16 protein-coding genes are annotated in these 20927 nt (G+C 52.1%); 3 read left to right on the plus strand and 13 right to left on the minus strand.

What is annotated here, in order from left to right:
* Positions 1 to 54 precede the first annotated feature (54 nt).
* From Pr1d_RS18025 to Pr1d_RS18085, 13 genes are all read right to left on the minus strand, one after another.
* Complete coding sequence (locus Pr1d_RS18025) at positions 55 to 1392, minus strand: hypothetical protein (RefSeq protein WP_148074830.1); 1338 nt, start codon at positions 1390 to 1392, stop codon at positions 55 to 57.
* Between the two features lie 282 nt (positions 1393 to 1674).
* Positions 1675 to 2973 carry an outer membrane beta-barrel protein gene (locus Pr1d_RS18030; protein WP_148074831.1) on the minus strand — a complete coding sequence of 433 codons (1299 nt, stop codon included), beginning with the start codon at positions 2971 to 2973 and terminating at the stop codon, positions 1675 to 1677.
* Between the two features lie 447 nt (positions 2974 to 3420).
* Positions 3421 to 4119, minus strand: coding sequence for a response regulator transcription factor (locus tag Pr1d_RS18035; protein ID WP_148074832.1), 699 nt, complete (start codon positions 4117 to 4119; stop codon positions 3421 to 3423).
* Positions 4116 to 6095: a sensor histidine kinase gene (locus Pr1d_RS18040; protein ID WP_238476530.1), complete on the minus strand. Its 1980-nt coding sequence runs from the start codon at positions 6093 to 6095 to the stop codon at positions 4116 to 4118. Before Pr1d_RS18040 ends, Pr1d_RS18035 begins: the two co-directional genes overlap by 4 nt.
* 11 nt (positions 6096 to 6106) lie before the next feature.
* Positions 6107 to 7558, minus strand: a complete 1452-nt coding sequence (locus Pr1d_RS18045) for a DUF3108 domain-containing protein (RefSeq protein WP_238476531.1) — start codon at positions 7556 to 7558, stop codon at positions 6107 to 6109.
* Between the two features lie 801 nt (positions 7559 to 8359).
* Positions 8360 to 9076, minus strand: coding sequence for a hypothetical protein (locus Pr1d_RS18050; RefSeq protein ID WP_148074833.1), 717 nt, complete (start codon positions 9074 to 9076; stop codon positions 8360 to 8362).
* Positions 9077 to 9158: 82 nt separating this feature from the next.
* Positions 9159 to 9689: a CvpA family protein gene (locus Pr1d_RS18055; RefSeq protein WP_148074834.1), complete on the minus strand. Its 531-nt coding sequence runs from the start codon at positions 9687 to 9689 to the stop codon at positions 9159 to 9161.
* 56 nt (positions 9690 to 9745) lie between these two features.
* Positions 9746 to 11659, minus strand: a complete 1914-nt coding sequence (locus Pr1d_RS18060) for an ATPase, T2SS/T4P/T4SS family (protein ID WP_148074835.1) — start codon at positions 11657 to 11659, stop codon at positions 9746 to 9748.
* Complete coding sequence (locus Pr1d_RS18065; RefSeq protein ID WP_148074836.1) at positions 11659 to 12828, minus strand: type IV pilus twitching motility protein PilT; 1170 nt, start codon at positions 12826 to 12828, stop codon at positions 11659 to 11661. The genes Pr1d_RS18060 and Pr1d_RS18065 overlap by 1 nt, the downstream gene beginning before the upstream one ends.
* A gap of 23 nt (positions 12829 to 12851) precedes the next feature.
* Entirely contained in the window at positions 12852 to 13625 is a 774-nt protein-coding gene (hisF, locus tag Pr1d_RS18070; protein WP_148074837.1) for an imidazole glycerol phosphate synthase subunit HisF, read from the minus strand.
* Positions 13626 to 13827: 202 nt separating this feature from the next.
* On the minus strand, positions 13828 to 15588 hold the full coding sequence (locus Pr1d_RS18075) for a sodium:solute symporter (protein ID WP_148074838.1): 1761 nt from the start codon (positions 15586 to 15588) through the stop codon (positions 13828 to 13830).
* Between the two features lie 81 nt (positions 15589 to 15669).
* A complete protein-coding gene (locus Pr1d_RS18080) occupies positions 15670 to 16470 on the minus strand; it encodes a 3-ketoacyl-ACP reductase (protein ID WP_148074839.1) in 801 nt (266 codons plus the stop codon).
* Positions 16471 to 16479: 9 nt separating this feature from the next.
* Entirely contained in the window at positions 16480 to 17865 is a 1386-nt protein-coding gene (locus Pr1d_RS18085; RefSeq protein WP_148074840.1) for a glycoside hydrolase family 88 protein, read from the minus strand.
* Between the two features lie 167 nt (positions 17866 to 18032).
* On the opposite strand from Pr1d_RS18085, the gene Pr1d_RS18090 reads away from it, so the two are divergent.
* From Pr1d_RS18090 to Pr1d_RS18100, 3 genes are all read left to right on the plus strand, one after another.
* Positions 18033 to 19139, plus strand: a complete 1107-nt coding sequence (locus tag Pr1d_RS18090) for an aldose epimerase family protein (RefSeq protein ID WP_148074841.1) — start codon at positions 18033 to 18035, stop codon at positions 19137 to 19139.
* Between the two features lie 56 nt (positions 19140 to 19195).
* Positions 19196 to 20083 carry a dienelactone hydrolase family protein gene (locus Pr1d_RS18095; protein WP_148074842.1) on the plus strand — a complete coding sequence of 296 codons (888 nt, stop codon included), beginning with the start codon at positions 19196 to 19198 and terminating at the stop codon, positions 20081 to 20083.
* 112 nt (positions 20084 to 20195) lie between these two features.
* On the plus strand, positions 20196 to 20891 hold the full coding sequence (locus tag Pr1d_RS18100) for a zinc metallopeptidase (protein WP_148074843.1): 696 nt from the start codon (positions 20196 to 20198) through the stop codon (positions 20889 to 20891).
* The last annotated feature ends 36 nt before the right edge of the window (positions 20892 to 20927 follow it).

Genomic DNA, 20927 nt, shown 5'->3' on the forward strand with positions numbered 1-20927 from the left:
ATTGTTGGACGGGGTCGGGGACGACCCGGCTCACTGAGATAAAACCATCTCTGCTTAGAAATTGAATTGCAATCCAGAGATAAGCACCGTGCCAATTCTTGGTCGATCCTGCTGAGCCAAATAGCCGTCATTCTCTTTCATGAAAACCGAGTAGGCTTGTAAGTTTTCACCGAACGAACGAGCGAGTTTCACAACTCCTCGATTCTGAGTGCGATCGTGCTTCACATTTCCGATATCTTCTGGGAAGTATTGACCGAAAGAAAGCGAGAGTGTCCAGAGGGGCCCTGAGTAGTCCAGCGCGACATAGTATCCGGTCCCTTGAATGGGTACTCCATCTGCTTTATTTATGTCACGAAAGTAAATGCTCTTCTCCCAAAAGATGTCCAAGGGATCGAAATCATCGCGACGCAAACCATATTCGTCCCAAAGAACTTCTGAGAACAGACGCCAACGTCCTTGCCTTACCATAGCATCAAGACCAACATGATTGTTGTAGGTTTTTTGGTTTTCCGAACCAAAGCCGTCCTGGACCTTTACTGAACTGCCGAGTGCCCAGTTCTCCTCTTCCGCTCCGATGCGAGCAACCAGACCTTTCGTGGAATTGGCGTCTCGACCATGATGGCCGTTGAACAGCCCAGCATCGATTACCCAGATCCCAGGATCCCACCGTAGAAGTAGCCCCGTTTCACGCCAAAGAATTGCTTCGGTTCGGATGAAAGGTGCATCGATTAGTTGATTGGTCCAAAGCTGCGAATAGTACCTCCCGAACGGGGTCCACATCCTCCCCGCACGAACTTCCCAGTCACCATTTCGAACTGCAACGTTAAGTCGCGACAATTCGAAGGGCCGGAAATCATAATTGGCAGCATACGATTCACGTTCGGGGGTATTTAAGAAGATATTTCTGTCCGTCGGTTGATTGAGATACACTTCGCATTCAACCGAGGTCTCCCAATTGCCAGAGTCGACATGATAGTTTACATAGGCAGCGCCTTCCCCGACAAAGGTTGTTTCTACACCTGACCATTGGATTCTCTGATCATTGGAGTAGAGCCCTCTTGCGACCAAACCATATTCTAGATAGGTAGAATTCCCGCAGGGGCCAGCTTTTGGGCACGTCCTGTGAAGATCGCCAAACGGAAAGTAACTTTTCTCGCTCCACGTATGGCCCACATCAGATTTCGTGTAGATTTCGTCGTAGTTGACAAACTCTACATCCTCATTCGTGATAGACGTGGCGGAAGTATCTGTCGACTCATAGGCAACGTCGATAAGGCTAACGGAATTCTCAGGGGCAGGCAATTCCCATAGCTCTCCAAGCGTCTCGCTTTGGGTCGGTTGCCCGAAGCACAAAGTGGCAATTACCTGCAACCATAAAACACGCGGCTTCATTTCCTACTCCAACTTACCTATCTAGAAAATGAATTAGGCGTGTTACAACACCTATATCACATACTAGCCATTTCTTACTAACAAGAGTAATAATCGTTAGATATCATAGCCTCTCAATAGAAAGACTAATTTGGTTGGAGTAGCTCACCTATGTTACCAATTGTGCCTTATCTGAACAGCTTGTCTCCTGTCGTGAAGGGAATCACAAAAGCGCATGAAAAAACCGAGAGCCGTCCGGAGACGACCCTCGGCGAGGGGGATCAATAATCTCTTGACTTCAACTTAGTAGGTCAAGATGAAGTCGCAAGCGGTCATGTCCTGGTCGAAATCTTCAGCAGGACACCAATCTTTTCTTACTTCAGGACGCATGACTAGGTTGTCAAGCAGCTTGATGTTCACACCACCAGTGATCTCATAGCGAGAGGAATGGGTATTGAACGGACTCGGTGGAGTGACGTCTGGTGCAGCACCTTTCCACCACTCAATACGAGTTCCCAATCCAATTGCATCACTCCACTGGTAGAGTAAGTACTGGTTAATACCGATGTTGTTGATCGGGGCTTGACCAGCATCATTGACATCTGCTGTATCGAGATAGTCAGTCTGGAATATATAGCTAAACTTGTCGGTCAAGGTCGTGTTGATGACAATGCTATGAGAATAGCTGTCGTCACCACCCCCATCCTTGAGGCCGAAGTTGCCATACGTGTTGACGTAGGTCAGATTGACCGAGTCCATCAGGTCCACACCGAAACCACCAAGGTAGTTGCTACCACCGTTGGCATTGGTGAAACCAGTATCCCATCCAAGTGTCCAACCATTGTACAGTGTCAAACCTTCAAAACCTGTGTATGTGGTCAGAACACCGGTATGCGTAAACGGTTCACTATTGAACATCGTATAAGCATGGCTGTAAAAGAAATTACCGGTAGCAGCCACAACTTCATATCCGACGATGGTGAAGAAGTGACCAATCTTGACTGATAGATCATTCACAGCAACTTCAGCATATGCCTGAGGAAGTGCGAACCCATAGACCCCATGGTCCCAAGCGTTATCCCACTGTCCACCTGGATTTCCGAATGCTTGGGTCTTTTGGGCATCCGTACCATAGAGGCCATCCACTCGGAAACCAAGATCCAAACCGTTCGAGCCATCCGCTTGACGACCAAGATAGAACCACTGCTGTTGCAGATTAAGGTTCTGAGGCACGTCATTAAATGCCAACCCTGTTCCGCGGCCAGTCGCCGCAGAAGATAGCGGTGTAAAGAGATCATGGTAGCCGAATTGTGTCCAGCCGCCGACTTCCCATGGGGAGCTTGCGGAAATCCCCAGCGCGCCAGCCAACGAGAAGCCTTCTACGCAGCCGTTACCAATGCCGCTCAGGAGGCCACCACCACCAACGCCACTTCCACAGTGGCATGCTTCGCCGCAATCACAGGGATCGCAGCAACCTGTATCGCAACTGGCTGGTTGCAACATGCCATCATTTGTCCACTGCACGTTGCCTTCAACGGCGAACACTGGCGCCGCAGAAAACACGAGAGCAGCGATACTTGCTGTCCAAGTTCTTAATTTCACCTTAAAGCTCCTTCTGTTCTGCCCGTGTGCCTGAAGGTTCCAACCAACGTATGCATCGGGGCAAGGTTGTATCTGACGAACTGAGGTCCCCAAGGACGGTCAGCAGGGGGACCGTATTCGCGGGTGATGTGTCCGCCTCGCTCTCATGTATCGACTATGCCAAGAACGACAATCGAGCCGGTACTTCACGATTCTCAGAGAAGAACAGTGATAACTCTCAAAAAATGGCAAAGCGTGAGGATTGTGACGATTCTCGCTTCTCGTGAGCCGCAAAATGACTCCGAGCATCTTCGAGGCTCCTACGCCAAGCGGGGTGAAAAGTACCTGTATTCGCGAATACTTGCGCGACCCGCAAAGTTTAACATCCCACGTAAATCAGATACGGATGAAGGAAACAATAACTTGCCACTGGCGCCGAAGTAGTTTCCTGGAGTATCGAGAAATACTCTACTCAGGCAGTCCAAATCGATACCCAACATCGCGAATCGTATGAATGAATTGCGGCTGGCTTGGGGTGGGCTCGATTTTGCTTCGCAGCGTGGCAACACAGCGGTCGACGCTCCTGCCGTTGACGATGATTGACCTCCCCCACACATGATTAATGATGTCACCTCGAGTAAGTGCCCGGTGGGGGCGTGATGCAAAGTATTCCAGCAGTGCGTATTCCTTGCTGGTCAAAGGGATTTCATGTCCGTCGCGAGTCAAATTGTGAGAAGTGCGATCGAATATCAGGTCACCTATAACAATGCGCTCAGCCATTTCGTTGCCATGGCGACGTAACAATGTCTTTACTCGTGCCAAGAGTTCGCGAATGCTGAACGGCTTGGTCATGTAATCGTCCGCTCCGAGTTCCAGGCCGCGAACGATATCTTCTTCCTGCCCCTTGGCCGTAAGCATCAGGATCGGCATCTCAAGTTTAGCCTGCCGTACACGTCTGCAGAGATCGTAGCCATTAATCCGCGGTAGCATGATGTCTAGCACTACGAGGTCAGGAGGCTCGGCCAAGACATACGCGATGCCCGCTTCGCCATCGGTCGCCGTTTGAACGTCGAAACCGGCCGAGGTGAAATTGTCGCTCAGTCCCCGCAGCAGGGTCGCATCGTCTTCGACGATCAAGACTCTCTGATTCGCACTTACTTGACTCATCGATTGTCCTCCGCAGGAACTGTTACAACATGAACTGGTGCGGCTTGCTTTGCGGTGTCCCCGTGGAATTTTGGCAAGTAAAGAGTAAACGTGCTTCCTGCGCCTGGCTGACTCTTGACCTTTGCGTCACCACCGTGCGATTGCATGATCGCGGCCACGATGCTCAACCCCAAGCCACAACCTCCCTCGCTGCGAGCCACGCGTTGGTCCACTTGGTAAAATCGATCGAATACGTGGCGCGTCGCCCCAGGACTCATACCGATGCCGTTGTCCCGTACGGCGATGGTCACTTGGTCGCCCAAGGTTGCGGAGGTCAGATGAATTTCTCTGTTTTCGTCCGAATACTTCCTGGCGTTTTCCAACAGGTTTACCACGGCCGTGACCAGCGCATCCTTGTCGCCCAATACCAAAGCCTCGGTCCCTTCGACGACGTGCAGACACTCGTCGTCCCAGCGTTCGCAAAAAATGGCTGCTGCCTGCTGAATCACCTCGCACACATCGATCACTTGATAATCAAATCGTTGTTTGTCCCGTTCCAAACGAGAGAACGTCAAAAAATTGTCGATTAATCGTGTAAGCCGCGCATTCTCATGCGAAATGAGTTTGAGATACTCACGCACATTGTTCTTTGAACTCTGGCGCGGCTCACCATTTTCGGATTCCAAAAGTGTGTCGACTAAGAGGCGAATCGAGGCAAGCGGCGTTTTGAGCTCGTGGGAAACTGTCGCCACCAGATCGTTCTTGAGTTGTGCCAGACGCATCCGTCGCTGAAGCGTCGATGCCAATAGCCAACCCAACACACAGGTCGCCGCGACCACCAAAAGAGCAATCCAGGCATGCACGGCCTTGCGCTGCTTTGAGGTTTCGTCGAAGGGATTGCCGTCGGCTATCAGCCCAAGTCGCCAACCGGGGAGCGACTTCCCGAGCGAAGTGTCCAATATTGCTTCGGAAGATTCTTGGGGACCCGAGACGACAAAGCTCACGCCTTTCGGCAGTGCCAAGTCATTTGTCAGCTTCAAGATTTGCTCGGGGAGTGACTCGGCACGATAGAGCCCCACCACACTGCCATCCTGCGACGCGCAGCTCCACATTCCGGCGAGTGGCGTGGGATGTAATCGTGGCGTCGCAAAACTCGGCTCATAAATTGAAATCGCCCTGGCAGCCAATTCCTCAGCCGGTTGCGTGGGCCAATTAAGGGGCTCGGAAGCCAACTCCTGAAGGGCATTCATTAAGAACCGCCGTTGTGGGGCCAGCAGAGTATTCTGTTGGTAATCTCCCAGGCGGCGCTGCAGACTGTTGGCAACTTCGTTCCACGCTTTTGTGTCGCGGTCCAGCACTTCTAGAAGTCGCAACTCTGCCGCGGCGGCAAAGGATCTTCCTTGCGCGTCGTGCAGCCCGTCTTGCCCACGCAGCTTCTGCAGCACCTCAATCGCCTCGATTCGTTTGTCTCCTTTCAAGAGACTACGCACCTGAGCTTGCCAGGCTGATGCCACATCCGGCCCGTACACATCCTCGGCGATTCGTGCATATGCCTCGGCTGCCTTGTGCCACTGTCCGATGAATTCCAATCGCTCGGCGTTCTCCCACGCAGGGACTTTCTCTGGCATTTCCTCGGTAGTCGTGGTCGCCATGTTCGGGTAGACGATCTGACCTTGGTCATCGCGAACAAGCAAGCTGTCGGCGATGCCGTTGGAAATCCCATCAGCGAACGCCTGTGCCGGGGTTTGTTTCCCCACTTGCTCTGACAACTTTTCAAGCTGTGCGATCCAGCGATCTTCGACGGCCTGGCTAGCCGATTGCAGGTGCGCCTGATACGCCTCGGTCAGTCGCTGCCCGGTAGCAAGCCTTTCATTGCGTACCGCCTCGCGCATCATCCACACCGTTCCTACGGATGGCACCAATACCGTCAGCAGAAGCAGCAAGATAGGCCACGCGAGGCGGTCGCTCTCAGAACTGGATTGCCAGAAGCTTCGCATGTGAAGAGATCCTACTTCACCTCAAGCGTTGACAAAATCTCTGCGAATTGCGGCTCCCACTGCTCAAGCTGCTTGGTCTCCACCGCAGATCGTACATTCGCTGCCGAGGTTTCGCCAAAGATCGTGATCCGCCGCGCTGTCATCGACTTCTTCCCCTCCTTGAATTGGAAAATCGCACTTGCAGCCGGTCGACCGCCGATCGAGGTGGTTTCAATCCCTTTCTCATCCAGCTTAAAATCTACTGTCTCGTTACGATACTTTTCAATCGACTCTTTTAGCCAAGACTCAGGCGAGTCGAACTTCGAGCGGATGGGCTCCAGCGGGCCCGCCTCGATACGCGTATTCGCGATTGAATCAGGATCGATAATCGTCGTAGTGGGGCTTGCGTCCTTCTCTCCGCCACTGGGAGTGTAGGCAAACCAGTTTGGTGGTAGCGTCACTGAAAAACTCGGTTCCTCTACATTCGTGCTATCTGTGAAAGGGCTGTCGCGAATCTCGCTCAATCTCGCAGTCACCCCGCCACCGCGGAACTGAACGATGTACCGATGCTCATCCGTAGAAATCCAGAAGGTCTGTCCAATGTTCAACTCAAGCCGAAAGCACTCAAAATTCCCTGCAGGAACTTCAAGCGTCTCAAGTTTCGTAACATCTATTTCCAGCGGAATCAAAGTCGTTCCCAATGTAGAAATGATCTGTGCTGTCGTCTTATAACCTTCTTTGAGAGGCAGCAGGCGAAACATTTCCGCAGCCTGCTCGTTGTCAAAGACCTGCCCCTTGAACTTCAGCGTCGTCGAATCGGTTTCGTTGGACAACTGGATTACGACTTCATTCTTGCCGTAGCTTCCTGTTGCCTGACCCAGCATGGAGTGCTTCCAAGTGCTTTCAATGGGAGCAAAGGTCTCCTTGTTGATCAGCACGCGACTTTTGCCCAATTGGCCATTGATCACAACAGTTTGCCACGTCTGACATTCCCAATGGGGTTGACCTTCTTTCTCGATTGCTGAAACGCGATAGATTTGCTGTCCGACTCCCATACCATTCGGGAGTTGCATCTCCATTAGCAACTCGTCTCCTGCTCCCCACGGCACGGGGAGTAATTGAGGCTCTCTCGGCAAATGCTTTCTCGCTTCGGCGACGACATCTTCCGCTTGGGGATAATTGTCAATCACGGCCTGAAATGCCGCCGTCGCCTTGTCGGTTTTTCCTTGCTTGGCATAGATCAAACCAATCCGCAGTTGTGCTTGGGCAGCGACCTTCTCGACAGCTTTTCCTTCCGCGACAACTTGTTCATAGACTTTGATCGCTTGATCCAGGTCACCCACCGTCTCCTCGGTGTAGATTGCCTTTTCCAATAGCTCCGACGCAGTTGCAGCATTGGCCGGTGCCGCGACAGTAACAAGTGCCACACTGGCCATTAGATTCAGCCAACACAGTCGGCTCGGGGTGGATCGTAAACAATACATGACGTTGCTCCTTTACTCTAAAATAACAAGGGTGCCGCTAGGATACTCCCTAGCGGCCGAAACCCAGAAATTGGATTCCACGGCTGTTACTTTAGGAAAAGCATGTTACCTATGTGTTACCAGTCTGTTCCCAATTTGTCCTATTTTGCTCGGCCAGATAATGGATCCTGCGGGCGACTACGAGACGATCCTTCTTAGCTCGATTCTGCGCACCGTGGCGGAAGTTCTTTCGCGGCCATTTTGTGAAAATCTTTTATCACAAAACAAAACCCCCTGTCTTTTTGTTGTTTTCCAGCGGTTTGGTGAAGATTCTGCAATTGTTATGTAATACAATACCCCTCTGACCTACAACGAGGCGGAACGCTTCGAGCAAACAGCGAACCGGCAACGACAGGCAGATCTCTATCCGATCCGGCGCCGGGACCGGAGCGATTAGCTGCATTGAGCAGGGGTAACTGTTCAATTTCCAAGGATCGGCGCAGCGCAATCGTGTGCAACGACGATTCTAACAGATCGCGCGGCCAAAATCTTGCGCAAAACTATGGCAAATGACGAGAAGAGAAATATGCTAGGCGTGGGAAGCACCTAGGCTTTCTGTGCCCGCAACGCGATATACCGAGCGACGTACCAAGCTTTGCAAGCCCATCCTACTTTCCTGGGTTTGGTAATTGAGCGGAGGCCGTGAATAAGCCACGGGGGGAGTCCCGGAATCGAGAAGCCACCATCATCGCAGTCCCTGAATCCACTGCAGAGGACTACGGCTTGTTCCGGCTTTCACTTCTCCACGGGATTGACGTGCAATCAGTGTAAATGCACATGATCTGCGGCTTGCTTCCAGGCCTCAATCTTCCACGATTCGCCTAGAGTCGGATTGTTCACCCGAACGCAATGAACTAGCACTGAGGAGGAACCACTCTTGTTGTCCAAGGAATAATCGATGGATACCGTTGGTTGAGCTCGGCCACTGTCAACGCTCATCGAAACTGGCTTAAATTCAATCGCCCCCACCTTTGCCTGGGCACGAAGATCCTCAACGAAGTGGTCCTCACTCAACGTTTCGACAAAATCTTGAACAGCAGGTTTGGATGATTTAGGAGCAGACGGATTACCGGGTGCTGCGTCAGGTTTCGCGAGCCCTCCGATCGCCCTAGGGGAAAGCTGCTCAAGGGCTCCCGAGATATTTCCTTCGACAATTGTATCGAGCCACTGCCGTGCCGCTTGATCGGCCTGCCGCTGGAAGAGTTGAGAACGGACCAGCGTTTTCACAGGTGCGGCCACAAGACAGAAAACTGAAAGAAAAAGTGCCAACTTGGCAATGTTCATACCCGAAAGTGTTTCCGCGTGAGATCGAATGCTGACGCATGCCAACAATGCCACTGCTATACCCATCATGGGGAGGACTAGAAACAACGGAACCATCAAAGCCAATGGAGACAACAACCCAAGAACTAAGGCCAAGATTGCCAGGCTACTCAGAGAGCGATACGAAATAAGTTCGTCTGCGTCATAAGCGTCCATATTATCTGCTCCACTGCGGAAAGTAGCTCACTGTAGGACCGACTTTGAAAAAGCAGGATCTATGAATTCTGTCAGAACAAGTCTAGGGATTGCTCGCAGTAAATGTCTTGTCAATGCCCTCTGCAGAGGCAAACGAATTCGCGACATTCCAAAAAGGCGCCCGAGCATAGGTAAAGACACTTTGGGCAAAACCAGGACTATCGGAGTATTTCCATTCGCCAGCCTTTATCGCGATGCGATCGAGCGTGTAGGCGGCGAAACTGGCAAACATGACAGCGACAAAAACCCCCACTAACGGACCGCCAATTTTGTCTACCAGTGGGATAAATCGCATCTTGGTCCGCGATGTACGATCTGCCACGATTCGAATCACCAGTACTGATACCGTAAACACACCCCACACTCCCGCAAACACAAAATACCAAGCGTTGTCTGGACCCTTGCCCGCCTGTTCCCCAAGAAAATTTCCCGCCGGCACTCCAATGAAGATACCAAACAGGCCACCTAGCATAACACTAATCAGTGCAATAGCATTGCTCCACAGCCCTTCGTTTACCGTCATCGCAACACCAGCGAACAACAATGCACAGATCAAGATGGCAAGGTACAACATAAGAATTACCTAGGAATTTAAATCAATTTTGGGTTTAGTCGACTACACCGTATCGGTCATTGTTTCAACACTCTCGTCAACTCTTGCAATGACGTGGTTCCTTGTGCTACCAACAAGACTCCCTCTTCTTGCAGAGAACGTTGCCGAGAGGCCCGGGCTGCTTCCTTCAACAAGGGGAGTTTGGGTTGCTTGATCAGGATTTCCCGTATCTTGTCGTTCACGACAAGCAATTCAAATAATCCCGTACGACCAAGATAGCCCAGACCCTGGCAAGCCTTGCACGGTTTTTCAATCTCATCCCCTTTTGGTGGCCGATAGAGCTGTTCTACTTTGCCAGCCGGAATGCCAAGCTTACGAAGCACATCTGACGGCGGAGTATACCCCACCTTACAGTCGGGACACAATTTGCGAATCAACCGTTGGTACAGCACTCCCTTAGTAACCTTCGCAAACTCTTTGGGGGGCATTTTCAACTGCAAAAATCGCAGCAATGCCTCAGCAGCTTCTTTCGCTCGAATACTTGTCACGACAAGATGTTCATCCTGCACTTCTTTAAACAGCAATTTCGCAGTCTCTACATCTGTCATATCTCGCAAGACGTAAACGTTGGGATAGGTACGAATCAGTGTTGGAAGAATTGACGCCGGGGTTTCCCCCTTGGACGCATCGTACGTCGTGACTGAGATATTCTGTATGTCATGCTCACGATTAGAGACCTCCTCGATTGCGACGAAATCTCTCATCAGCCGATCCGTCTCCTCCAACGAGACGTTGATCATGGTGCTCAAACCACCACCAGGGAGTGAGGAGAAGATCACCAAACCGGCTTCAGCACCCATTAGCTCGGCCCATTGCTTCTGCAGGCCCTCGCGCATTCCGAGATCATCGTAGTGCACCATATTCTGCTTCTCGCCGATTCGAGTCACTACAACGCGTTCGCCAGTGGCAACTCCCTGGGATACCACCGGACAGATATATGTCTTCCCTTCATATTTTGCACCAAATTGGCCTTGCTGTTTGTTCTTGCGATCTTTGACATTCAAATTTGCTAGAGTCTTGATCACCGCCAGCATCACATCACTCGACTCGCGGTCACGTGGTTCACCGTTGTGCCAGACTCCATCTATCTCATGGCGCACCGTAACGCCCTGCTGAGTGTAGTCGAGCATGAGTTTATCGGCTCGGCGCTGTACAAGTTCAGCCACCGCGTCTTTGAGCAGCAGATACCCCGGTGATTGGCGTGCTGCGAGTAAATTCGCATTATTCGTCGAAAGATCTTCTGCCCCCATTGCCATTAGTTCGACAGGGGCTCCCTTTTCATAGTCCGCCTTGCGTTCGGAACTCATCTTGATGCCAACACTACTTAGAGTAGTAGCTATCGCATACCTCCACCAAGAACTCGTTAGAACCGTCTCGTGGGGTTCGACATTCTTATTGTGTACTAGCACATATGGCACCCAGGAGGCTACGAAAGCAACAAACATCAAGAGCGCTCGTAGCCATGTCGGCGCCGGAAGGAAAAACATCAGCACCGTTAGAAGCACAAAAGGCAAGTAATAGATGAGGCTCCACTTATGCCAGCCAAGTCCATGGATCTGGCAATCACGATTGACCCAATCCCCCGCTGCAACCCACATCCAAAAAATCACTACGAGCCCAATCAATTTAAGAAGCACCCCCAGATTGAAACTTAGGGTGAGAGCTCGCTGAGAAAAATCGGGCGTCGCGTTCCCACTGGAGGCATTGGGATTGGTCAACGCCGGTTCAGAACCCTCGGCAGGTTGATCATTGTTTGCACCGCCACGCCGTGCGGCGCCAGTATCCAATTCGTTGCCGATCGCCTGAGTAGCTCCCAATTCACCCAAACTGGTCTGAGCCCAGACTGAACCGGGTGTCAGCCAAGTCTGCACGAAAATACACAATAATAACGAGGCTGCGCTCGGTGAAACAATTCTGGTCAATTTCAGCATCAAATCATACCGCCTTGCGAAACGTCGATTCCCTTAAGTGCCATCTTCAATTCTTCGCGATTAGGAGCAACCTCCAACGCGACCTCACGGTCGATCAGCTGATCGTCTACCAACTTTTTCAAACTCTGTGTGAAATTCTGCATGCCGTCTTCTTTACCGACGCGGATCGCTCCATTGAGACGATGATCTTCTTCTTCCAGAACCAGCTTCTGTACGGTGGGCGAGAAGGTCATAATTTCCACCGTCGGCACTCGACCGACACCTGGCTTGATCGACTTGAGCAACTTCTGAGCGACGATGCCCCGCATGTTCATGGCAATCGCACTCCGAAGGGCACTGTGCATATCCTGAGGAAAGAGATCCAAAATACGTCCGATCGTCGACGCCGCGGTACTAGCGTGAATAGTTCCAAAGACCAAGTGACCCGTCTCGGCAGCATGAATCGCCGTCATGAAGGTTTCCTTGTCACGCATTTCGCCCACGAGCATCACGTCGGGATCTTCGCGCACGGCGTGCTTCATGCCAATCTCAAAGTCGACCACATCCAGGCCGATTTCGCGCTGGTTGATGAGACATTTGTCCTCGGTAAACACGAATTCGATCGGGTCCTCGAGAGTTAAGATATGTTTGCGGTAACGGGCGTTGATCCAGTTGAGCATCGAGGCGATGGTAGTACTCTTTCCCGAACCGGTCACCCCAGCCAGCAAAATCATTCCTTGGTCGAAGGTACAAAGACGCTCCATCGAAGGGGGCAAGTTGAGACCCTCGAAGTTGGGGATCCAACTATTCACTCGCCGTGCCACCATTCCGATGTGTCCCAGTTGCTGCAGCAAATTGACGCGAAACCGCCAACTTGTGCCATCCACGTCACACATATGGGCAAAGTCGGCACCCCCATCATGGTCGAAAATCTTGCGGCTCCGCTCGTTCATCAGTGGAAAACAAAGCCGAACCATCTCTTCGTCGTCGATCGGCTCACGATTCATCGGCCGCAGCGAACCATCGACGCGTACCATGGGTGGTCGACCCACTTTGAGATGCAAATCGCTCGCCTCGAGTTTCACACATGCGCGGAAGAGCTTGTTGACTTCTAATTCTTGATGCCGGGCTACAAAACTATCGTAGTCCGATTCGTTGATCGAAGATTGACTGGGGGATTTTGCCATCATGTCCTCCGCCGATACCTATTTACTCAAGCCGCCATTCGCACGTTCACGCCACAATCAGCCATCACTCGCTTCGTTTCCTGAATAGAAAACTCGCCGAAGTGAAATATACTTGCCGCCAACGCCGCATCCGCTTTGCCAATCGTCACGGCGTCTGCCAAATGCTGCGGGCACCCAGCCCCACCACTAGCAACCACTGGGACCGATACTGCTTCCGACACTGCCGACGTGATCTCCAAGTCGTAGCCGTCCTTGGTACCGTCCGCATCCATACTTGTTAAGACGATCTCACCTGCACCAAGACTCTCAACCTGCCGCGCCCAGTCGACGGCCTCAAGACCAGTGCCAACACGGCCTCCATTGATAAATACTTCCCACAGTTCACGTCCCTCGTGCATCACACGCTTGGGATCAATATTTACCACGATACACTGCTTGCCAAAACGAAGTGCAGCTGCGCGGACAAATTCCGGGTCCCGCACTGCCGCCGAATTGATGGAAACCTTGTCACACCCGGCGAGCAGCAGTTGCCGGATATCATCCAGGTTGCGAATTCCTCCACCCACCGTTAGAGGCATGAATACCTGTTCGGCCGTGCGCCGAACTACGTCGAGCATGATATCGCGCCCCTCATGGCTGGCGCAAATATCAAGAAAAACCAATTCATCAGCCCCTTCCTGCTCGTATCGAGAAGCAACTTCTACAGGGTCCCCTGCATCGCGGAGCTTCACAAAATTGGTGCCCTTTACTACCCGTCCACGGTCTACATCCAGGCAAGGGATCACACGTTTGGCAAGCATAGCAGCGCAAGTTCCGAGTTCAACATCCTGGGATAGGTTTGGCCTGTTGTCCGAGAAGGCGAAAATCGACCGAAGTCCCCTAAACCCTTTAGTTTAAGTACGCCTGGGGGGGCGGTCAACTCAGCGAGAAACAAGTTAACTAAGCAGAGTTAAAGGATTTAGGTACGCAATGGCTGCCAGGATAGCTCACTCAACTTCCGCATTACCCCCTGAAGAACAAATAAGCCACCAAAATCGACGCGACCAATGCCACGGACGCCACTACATCCAGCATCGACCAACTGCTCCGAGTTTCGCTTCTCTGGGCATCGGTCAGCGTCCCGTAGGTAATGCCACTGATTCGCTCGTAGTCTGGCGCCCGGGTCATTAGGCTCACGACGATCATCACCACCGAGCTAACAATGAAGATCAATAAACTGAAATACTGGAAGTAAATCTTATTGACGATCCAAAAGAGCGAGCCTTCGGTGTACTCAAATCCCTCCTTGACCTTTGGCAGCGTATCCACGGCCAGTCGAAATATGCCCATTAGAAACCCAACGATCAATGCCCACAAACAGCCCTGCGCGTTTAGTCGTTTCCAGAAGATACCGAGAAAGAACACGACAAAAATTGGCGGGGCCAAATACCCTTGTACCGACTGCAAGTAGTCGTACAACCCTCGCGAGCCTTTAATGACCGGTATCCAAGCGAGTCCCACCAACACCATTGCCAAAGTGGCCCGACGACCGATGCGAACCAAGTCTGCTTCCGATGCATTGGGATATTTCTTGGAATAGAGATCGATTGTGAAAAGCGTCGAACAGGCATTGAACACACCTGCTAGTGAGCTCATTAATGCCGAGAGCAACCCTGCAACAACGATACCGCGCACTCCAGCAGGGAGCACATGCTGCACCATCAATGGAAACGCTGCCTGAGCCTGATCGCGGACCACTTCCCCCTCGCTATCAACCAACGAGCGCAACCCTTCAATGTCACCCGACTTGGCCAGTGCCAGACAGATCATGCCTGGCACGATAAAGATAAAGACCGGCAGCAATTTGAGAAGCCCGGCAAAAATGCTTCCTCGCCGTGCATTGGTCTCGCTGTCTGCCCCCAGTGCTCGTTGAACAATGTATTGGTCGGTACACCAATACCAGAGCCCAATAATCGGCGCACAGAAAAGCATCCCCAGCCAAGGGTAGTTGCCGTTGAAGTACCAGGCCTGCTTGGTAAGCTGCCCCGCTTCGTTAACGACTTCCACCGGCGCCCAGGTCCCTTCCACCCCAGCGGGGACTAGCGGTTTCCACAGATTGAACGCTTCGCTTCCTAGGTTTTCCCTCAGAGCAGCCCAGCCCCCAATATGCTCCAACCCGTAGTAGGTCACCATCGCTGAACCAGCGATCAGAATAAATGTCTGCAATGCCTCGGTGTAAGCGACCGCGCGAAACCCACCTAAGGTTGTATAGATACCCGTAATCACGAGTACCAGAATCGATCCGATCCAAAAACTATCGAAGGGCCCCAATCGCATCTCGGGTAACAACACGCCAAATACAATCCCTCCCGCAAAAATGCCTACGGCGATCTTCGTCACGATATAAGCCACTAACGAAATGATCGACAGTACATACCGCGAGGCCGGCGAGAATCGCCTTTCAAGAAATTCCGGCATGGTGAACACGCGCGACCGTGAATAAAACGGCACTAGTACCCAGGCTAGCACAAGCAAACACCACGCATGGAGTTCATAGTGGGCGAGCGCCACTCCGTCTGTCGCCCCCGATCCCGCTAATCCAACCAGATGCTCGGAACCAATATTCGAGGCAAAAATAGAAGCCCCGACAATGAACCAGCCTAGACTATGACCCGCCAGAAAGTAGTCGCTCGAGGTATTCTTGCTCTTGTTGATCACCCACCACGCCAGTACCAACAAGAGTGCAAAGTACCCGGCAACCACCATCCAGTCCAAAGCGACCATCTATAAAAAGCCTTTCGAAAATCTTAATAATACTAGTGATGGGCACTGCCCAATCTACTCGCCTGAAACGAAGTGCCGCATTTATAACCTCGGCACGGTCAATCCACCATCCACGATCAGCACGTTTCCCGTCGCATATGGCAATTCTCCTCGAGCGAGCATCGCCACTGCCCTCCCCACGTCCTCGGGAGTGCCCCAGCGGGGATCGAGCGTAAGTCCCTCGGCAATTTTCTTCTCATAAACTTCACTTACCGAGCTTGTCATATCCGTCAGAATAACCCCGGGACGTACCTCGAAAACCTGAATGCCAAATTCCGCCAGTCGCACCGCCCACAGTTGCGTCGCCATCGCCACACCGGCTTTCGAAATGCAATAATCCCCTCGATTGACCGAGGCCAGCGTCGCGGATATCGAGGTGATGTTCACGATCACACCCGACAACGAGTTATCTGTTTTGCGCTGTTCGATCATCCAGCGTGCAACTTCTTGAGTTAGAAAGTAAGGGCCGCGGAGATTGATCCCGATTAAACGGTCAAAACTCTCCTCGGTCGCATCCAAGAGATCAGCCCGCGTTTCGGGAGCAACTCCCGCGTTGTTGACCAACACATCGAGCCGACTAAAGCGAGAGCGAATCGAATTAAGCATCTCAGCGCGGCCGTCGGCATCCGCCACGTCCGCCTGGCAATATAACACCATCGCACCAAGAGCTTCTAATTCTTCCAGAGCATCAGCTACTGCAGCTTCCTCTCGTCTGCCATTCACTACTAAGTTGAACCCATCCTGCGCAAGCTGTCGGGCGATCCCTAAGCCAATTCCACGCGACCCCCCGGTTACCAGTGCAACCTTCTTTGGCGTATCCTTTTTGGGTGCCGACTTTGGCATAATTTCAACTCACTTCTCGACAGGACCAAAGAAAGTGTAGTAAGGCTGCCCCTTGGCCTCACGGCCAAGCATCAAGACCAACTCGCGCATGTGGTAATCTCCCCACATACTCGACTCGCCACAGGGAACCTTTCGTTTTGGTGGGATGTAGTCCCATCCATTGGGGCGGTGATATACCGAATGCAAGAGCAGACCCTCGTGCCGAGGATCGGTCGATAGATAGAGGTCATCGAGCAAGGTCTCGGCCACCGTCAAACCTGCCTGTCGATAACGTATTCCTGCTTCGTCACCCTGCGACAACAGATAGTTCCCCAGTCGCAATAAACCTTGGGCTCCTATCGCAGCAGCCGAACTATCGACCGGCTCAAAATCATTGAACGGGTCGGCCGGTCGTTCCAAATAATTCCCCATTTGAGCCAACCCGGGAGCTCCCGTATCCCAATAAGGCACCCCACACACAGGCGTATGCTCTAGATAGAAATCACAAGTCGCACGAGCGGCTTTCAAGAAAATCGCCTCGACTGCCGCACGGTCGCCGACGCTTTCAAGTTCTTCATCCTCGCGTGTGGTAAGCCACTCCAACTGTTCAGGAAAACCAACCATCGCCCACGCGAGTCCGCGTGTCCACGTGGTGAAGCCCGAATATCCTTGCTGAGTGGAGGGGCAACGATACTCGCCGTTGTTGGTGTTGAATACGGATTCATGCGCAGTGCGACCCCAGAGATCATAAATATCACGACCTTCGTCGTACCAAATATTGTATCTGGCAGTTGCATTGGCATGTTGCACGAGCCGCACAAGTAGCGAATGCTTTTCGTCACGCTCACCAATCAACGCGTGCCCCAACTGATGCGAAAGTGCCAAAGCCCGACAAGTTCGAATCGTATCGACGAAAAGTGATTGCGGTCCATTGAAAGAGTAGATGTACCCTCCCCCATCAAGCGTGGCCGACCATCGAGCTGCCTGCACAGCACCAGTAACCTTCAAGGCAAGTTCATAAAAACTACGTTCCGATGCATTTTCAGCGATCCGACCTTCGTTCATCAGCCGCCACAGGTTGCCATATGTACTCACGTTATTGAAGCCATGATCATGGACCCCCACGTGCGTTAAATGCGGTGCCATTACTTCGGTTGTGCGTTCCCTACCCAACTCCAAATAGCGAGTGTCATTGCTCGCATCGAATTGCAGAAGTGCCGAACCGTATTGAAATCCTTGTGTCCACTCGGTCCAACCTTTGGCTGTGTACCTGCCAGCCACTGTAAACACCGGCGAGGCCGAACCTGGCGGACAACTTCCTTCTATCGCATCGATCGCATTGGCCGAGGCCTCCCAAAAAACATCCAGTCGAGGCAAGAGGTCGGAAGCTTGAAGTTGTTGGTTTATTTCAATCATGATTTGTCCAGAGTAACTCGACTGCAGCAGAATCTTCAATTATCGCAGACATTGGTACTTGCGAAAGCCATGAAGAAACGAAAAATAGGAATTGATGCCACTTTTCATTTGTGCGGAAATCGCCGGTTCTATTGCAAGCTACCACCCCTATCTTTGAGAGTTTCCAAATGCCAAGACTTTTATTCTTATGCACACTCCTGCTAACCCTCAACGCTTCTCTTGTTTCCGCAGAAGTAAAAGTCGCAGACTTCGACTCTATAGAACTATTCACACTGACTAATAGCAACGGCATGGTGGTCAAGGCGACAAACTATGGTGCGATTATCACCACAATCGAGGTCCCCGACCGCAATGGGAAAATCGCCGACATTACCCTGGGCTATGATGATGTCTCCGGCTACATGAATGCCGTCGATAAGCCCTACTTCGGCGCGGTGGTCGGTCGCTTTGGCAATCGCATCGCCAAAGGCAAATTTACTCTCGAGGGCACCGAATACACTCTCGCGCTCAACAATGGCGTGAACACTCTTCATGGTGGCAACATCGGGTTCGATAAAGTTGTATGGTATGCAGAAATGGTTGGCGACAAAGGGGTTAAATTTAGCTACCTTGCCAAGGATATGGAGGAAGGTTATCCAGGCAATCTCAGTGTGAGTGTCAAGTACACCCTCACTGATGACAATGAGATCGTGATCGACTATCACGCGACCACTGACAAAGCAACTCCAGTGAATCTCACGCAACACGCCTACTTCAATCTCAAAGGAGAAGGCGAGGGCACAATCCTCGATCACGAGTTAGTGATCAACGCGCTGCGCTATACTCCGGTCGACGCCACTCTCATTCCCACAGGAGAATTAGCACCAGTCGATGGTACGGCATTCGACTTCCGCGAGGCCAAGAAAATCGGCCGCGATATAGATCAAACCGACGAGCAGCTCAAATTTGGTGGCGGCTACGACCACAACTGGGTCCTCAATCGTAAGAAAGAAGATGGCGAACTGGATCTTGCTGCCCGCGTGGTGGAACCGACTTCAGGCCGGGTACTTGAAGTGCTATCTACCGAGCCCGGAGTTCAGTTCTACTGTGGCAATTTTTTGAAAGGCAATCTGAAAGGGAAGAGTGGCAAACCCTACGACTATCGTGGCGGCTTTGTCCTCGAAACACAACACTTTCCCGATAGCCCGAACCAACCGAACTTCCCCAACACAATACTACAACCCGGTGAAACCTACGATTCGAAAACCGTATGGAAGTTCTCCACCGACAAATAGCAACAACCTGCATCTCGATTGCCCGTTCGCTCACCACTAACTACGAGCCACCCATCATGACTCGCAAACAAGCCTCTGATTTCGACCAAGAGTTGCTCAATCTCTATGACGACTACGCCCATGGAAGGATTACTCGCCGCGGCTTCGCTGAGCAGGCCTCCAAATTTGCCATCGGCGGTCTTACCGTAAGCGCAATCATCGAAAGCCTGAGTCCGAACTACTCTTGGGCCCAACAAGTCGCTCCCGATGACGCGCGCATCAAGACCGAAACTCTCGACTACGCGTCACCCAAAGGCGCCGGCTTAATGCAGGGCTACTTGGCATACCCTGCCGAAGGAGACAGATTTCCCGCTGTCTTAGTCATCCATGAAAACCGCGGCTTAAATCCCTACATCGAGGACGTCACACGCCGCTTGGCCATCGCGGGGTTTCTCGCATTCGCCCCCGATGCTCTTACACCGCTTGGAGGTTACCCTGGTAGCGACGACGAAGGTCGCACAATGCAACAAAAACGCGACGGCAGAGAAATGACCGAGGATTTCATCGCAGCTGCCAAAATACTCCAAACGTACAAACGTTCGACCGGCAAAGTAGGAGTCATCGGATTCTGCTACGGGGGCGGCATTGCGAACGCACTTGCTGTGATGCTCCCCAATGTGATCGCCGCCGCTGTCCCCTTTTACGGTCGCCAGCCCGAAGCCGAGGATGTCTCGAAAATCAAAGCCGACTTGCTCATCCACAATGCTGGCCTCGACGAACGCATCAATGCTGGCTGGCCAGCTTATGAGAAAGCGATGAAAGAGGCAGGCGTTACTCACACAGCCTACATGTACGAAGGCGTCAACCACGGCTTCCACAACGACACCACCCCTCGCTACGACGAACAAGCTGCCAACCTCGCCTGGCAACGCACTATCGATTTCCTCAACAAGACCCTCCGTTAACCGCAAGCTCCTCTATCAGCGATGTAGGGTGCGTACTCCGCATGGCTAGCAGATTGGCATCCTCAGTCATAGTGTCTACCTCCATGAATGCTCCTGATTGTTTGAGGCACATATGCTAGGAGCTTATTATCTGATCATCGGTGCCGGCTTCCTGCTATCTCTTGCGATTCAAGCGTGGCTGCGTCGAACCTATACCAAGTGGAGCCGCATTCAAAACTCCTTGAATCTCTCAGGTGCGGAAGTGGCGCGACACCTTTTGCAGTCGCATCAGTTGTCCTCTATTCGAGTCCTCGAACAAAAAGGAAAATTGACCGACCACTACGACCCACGAAAAAAACATATTGCCCTCTCAGGCCAGATTTATCGTGAGCCGAGCATTGCCAGTGCTGCCATTGCCGCCCACGAGACCGGGCACGCACTTCAGGACCAGGACCGTTATGGACCAATGCAACTGCGGTACATGGTGCTGCCAATCGCCACACTCGGTGCCCAGTACGGTCCTTGGGCGGCAATTATTGGGAGTTTCATCGGTTCGCCGTCTTTGGTTCACTACGGCCTACTCGGATTCGGAGTGGCCTTGATGTTTCAAGTACTCTCTCTGCCGATCGAATTCAATGCCAGCACCCGGGCAAAGGAGGAATTGGAATCCATGGGATTCACCAGCCCAGAAGATCGCGCAGGAGCCAGCAAGGTACTCTTTGCGGCAGCGATGACCTACGTGGCAAATGCGGCGACCGCGATGGCGCAAGTACTTTTCCTGCTTCTACTCTTAGGACGCAGTTTCTTTAAAAGCGATAGCCAAGAATAAGCGGTTCATCCATTTGAGTCTCCCGGTCACTCTTGA

The sequence above is a fragment of the Bythopirellula goksoeyrii genome (genome assembly GCF_008065115.1).
In the GTDB taxonomy this organism is placed as follows: domain Bacteria; phylum Planctomycetota; class Planctomycetia; order Pirellulales; family Lacipirellulaceae; genus Bythopirellula; species Bythopirellula goksoeyrii.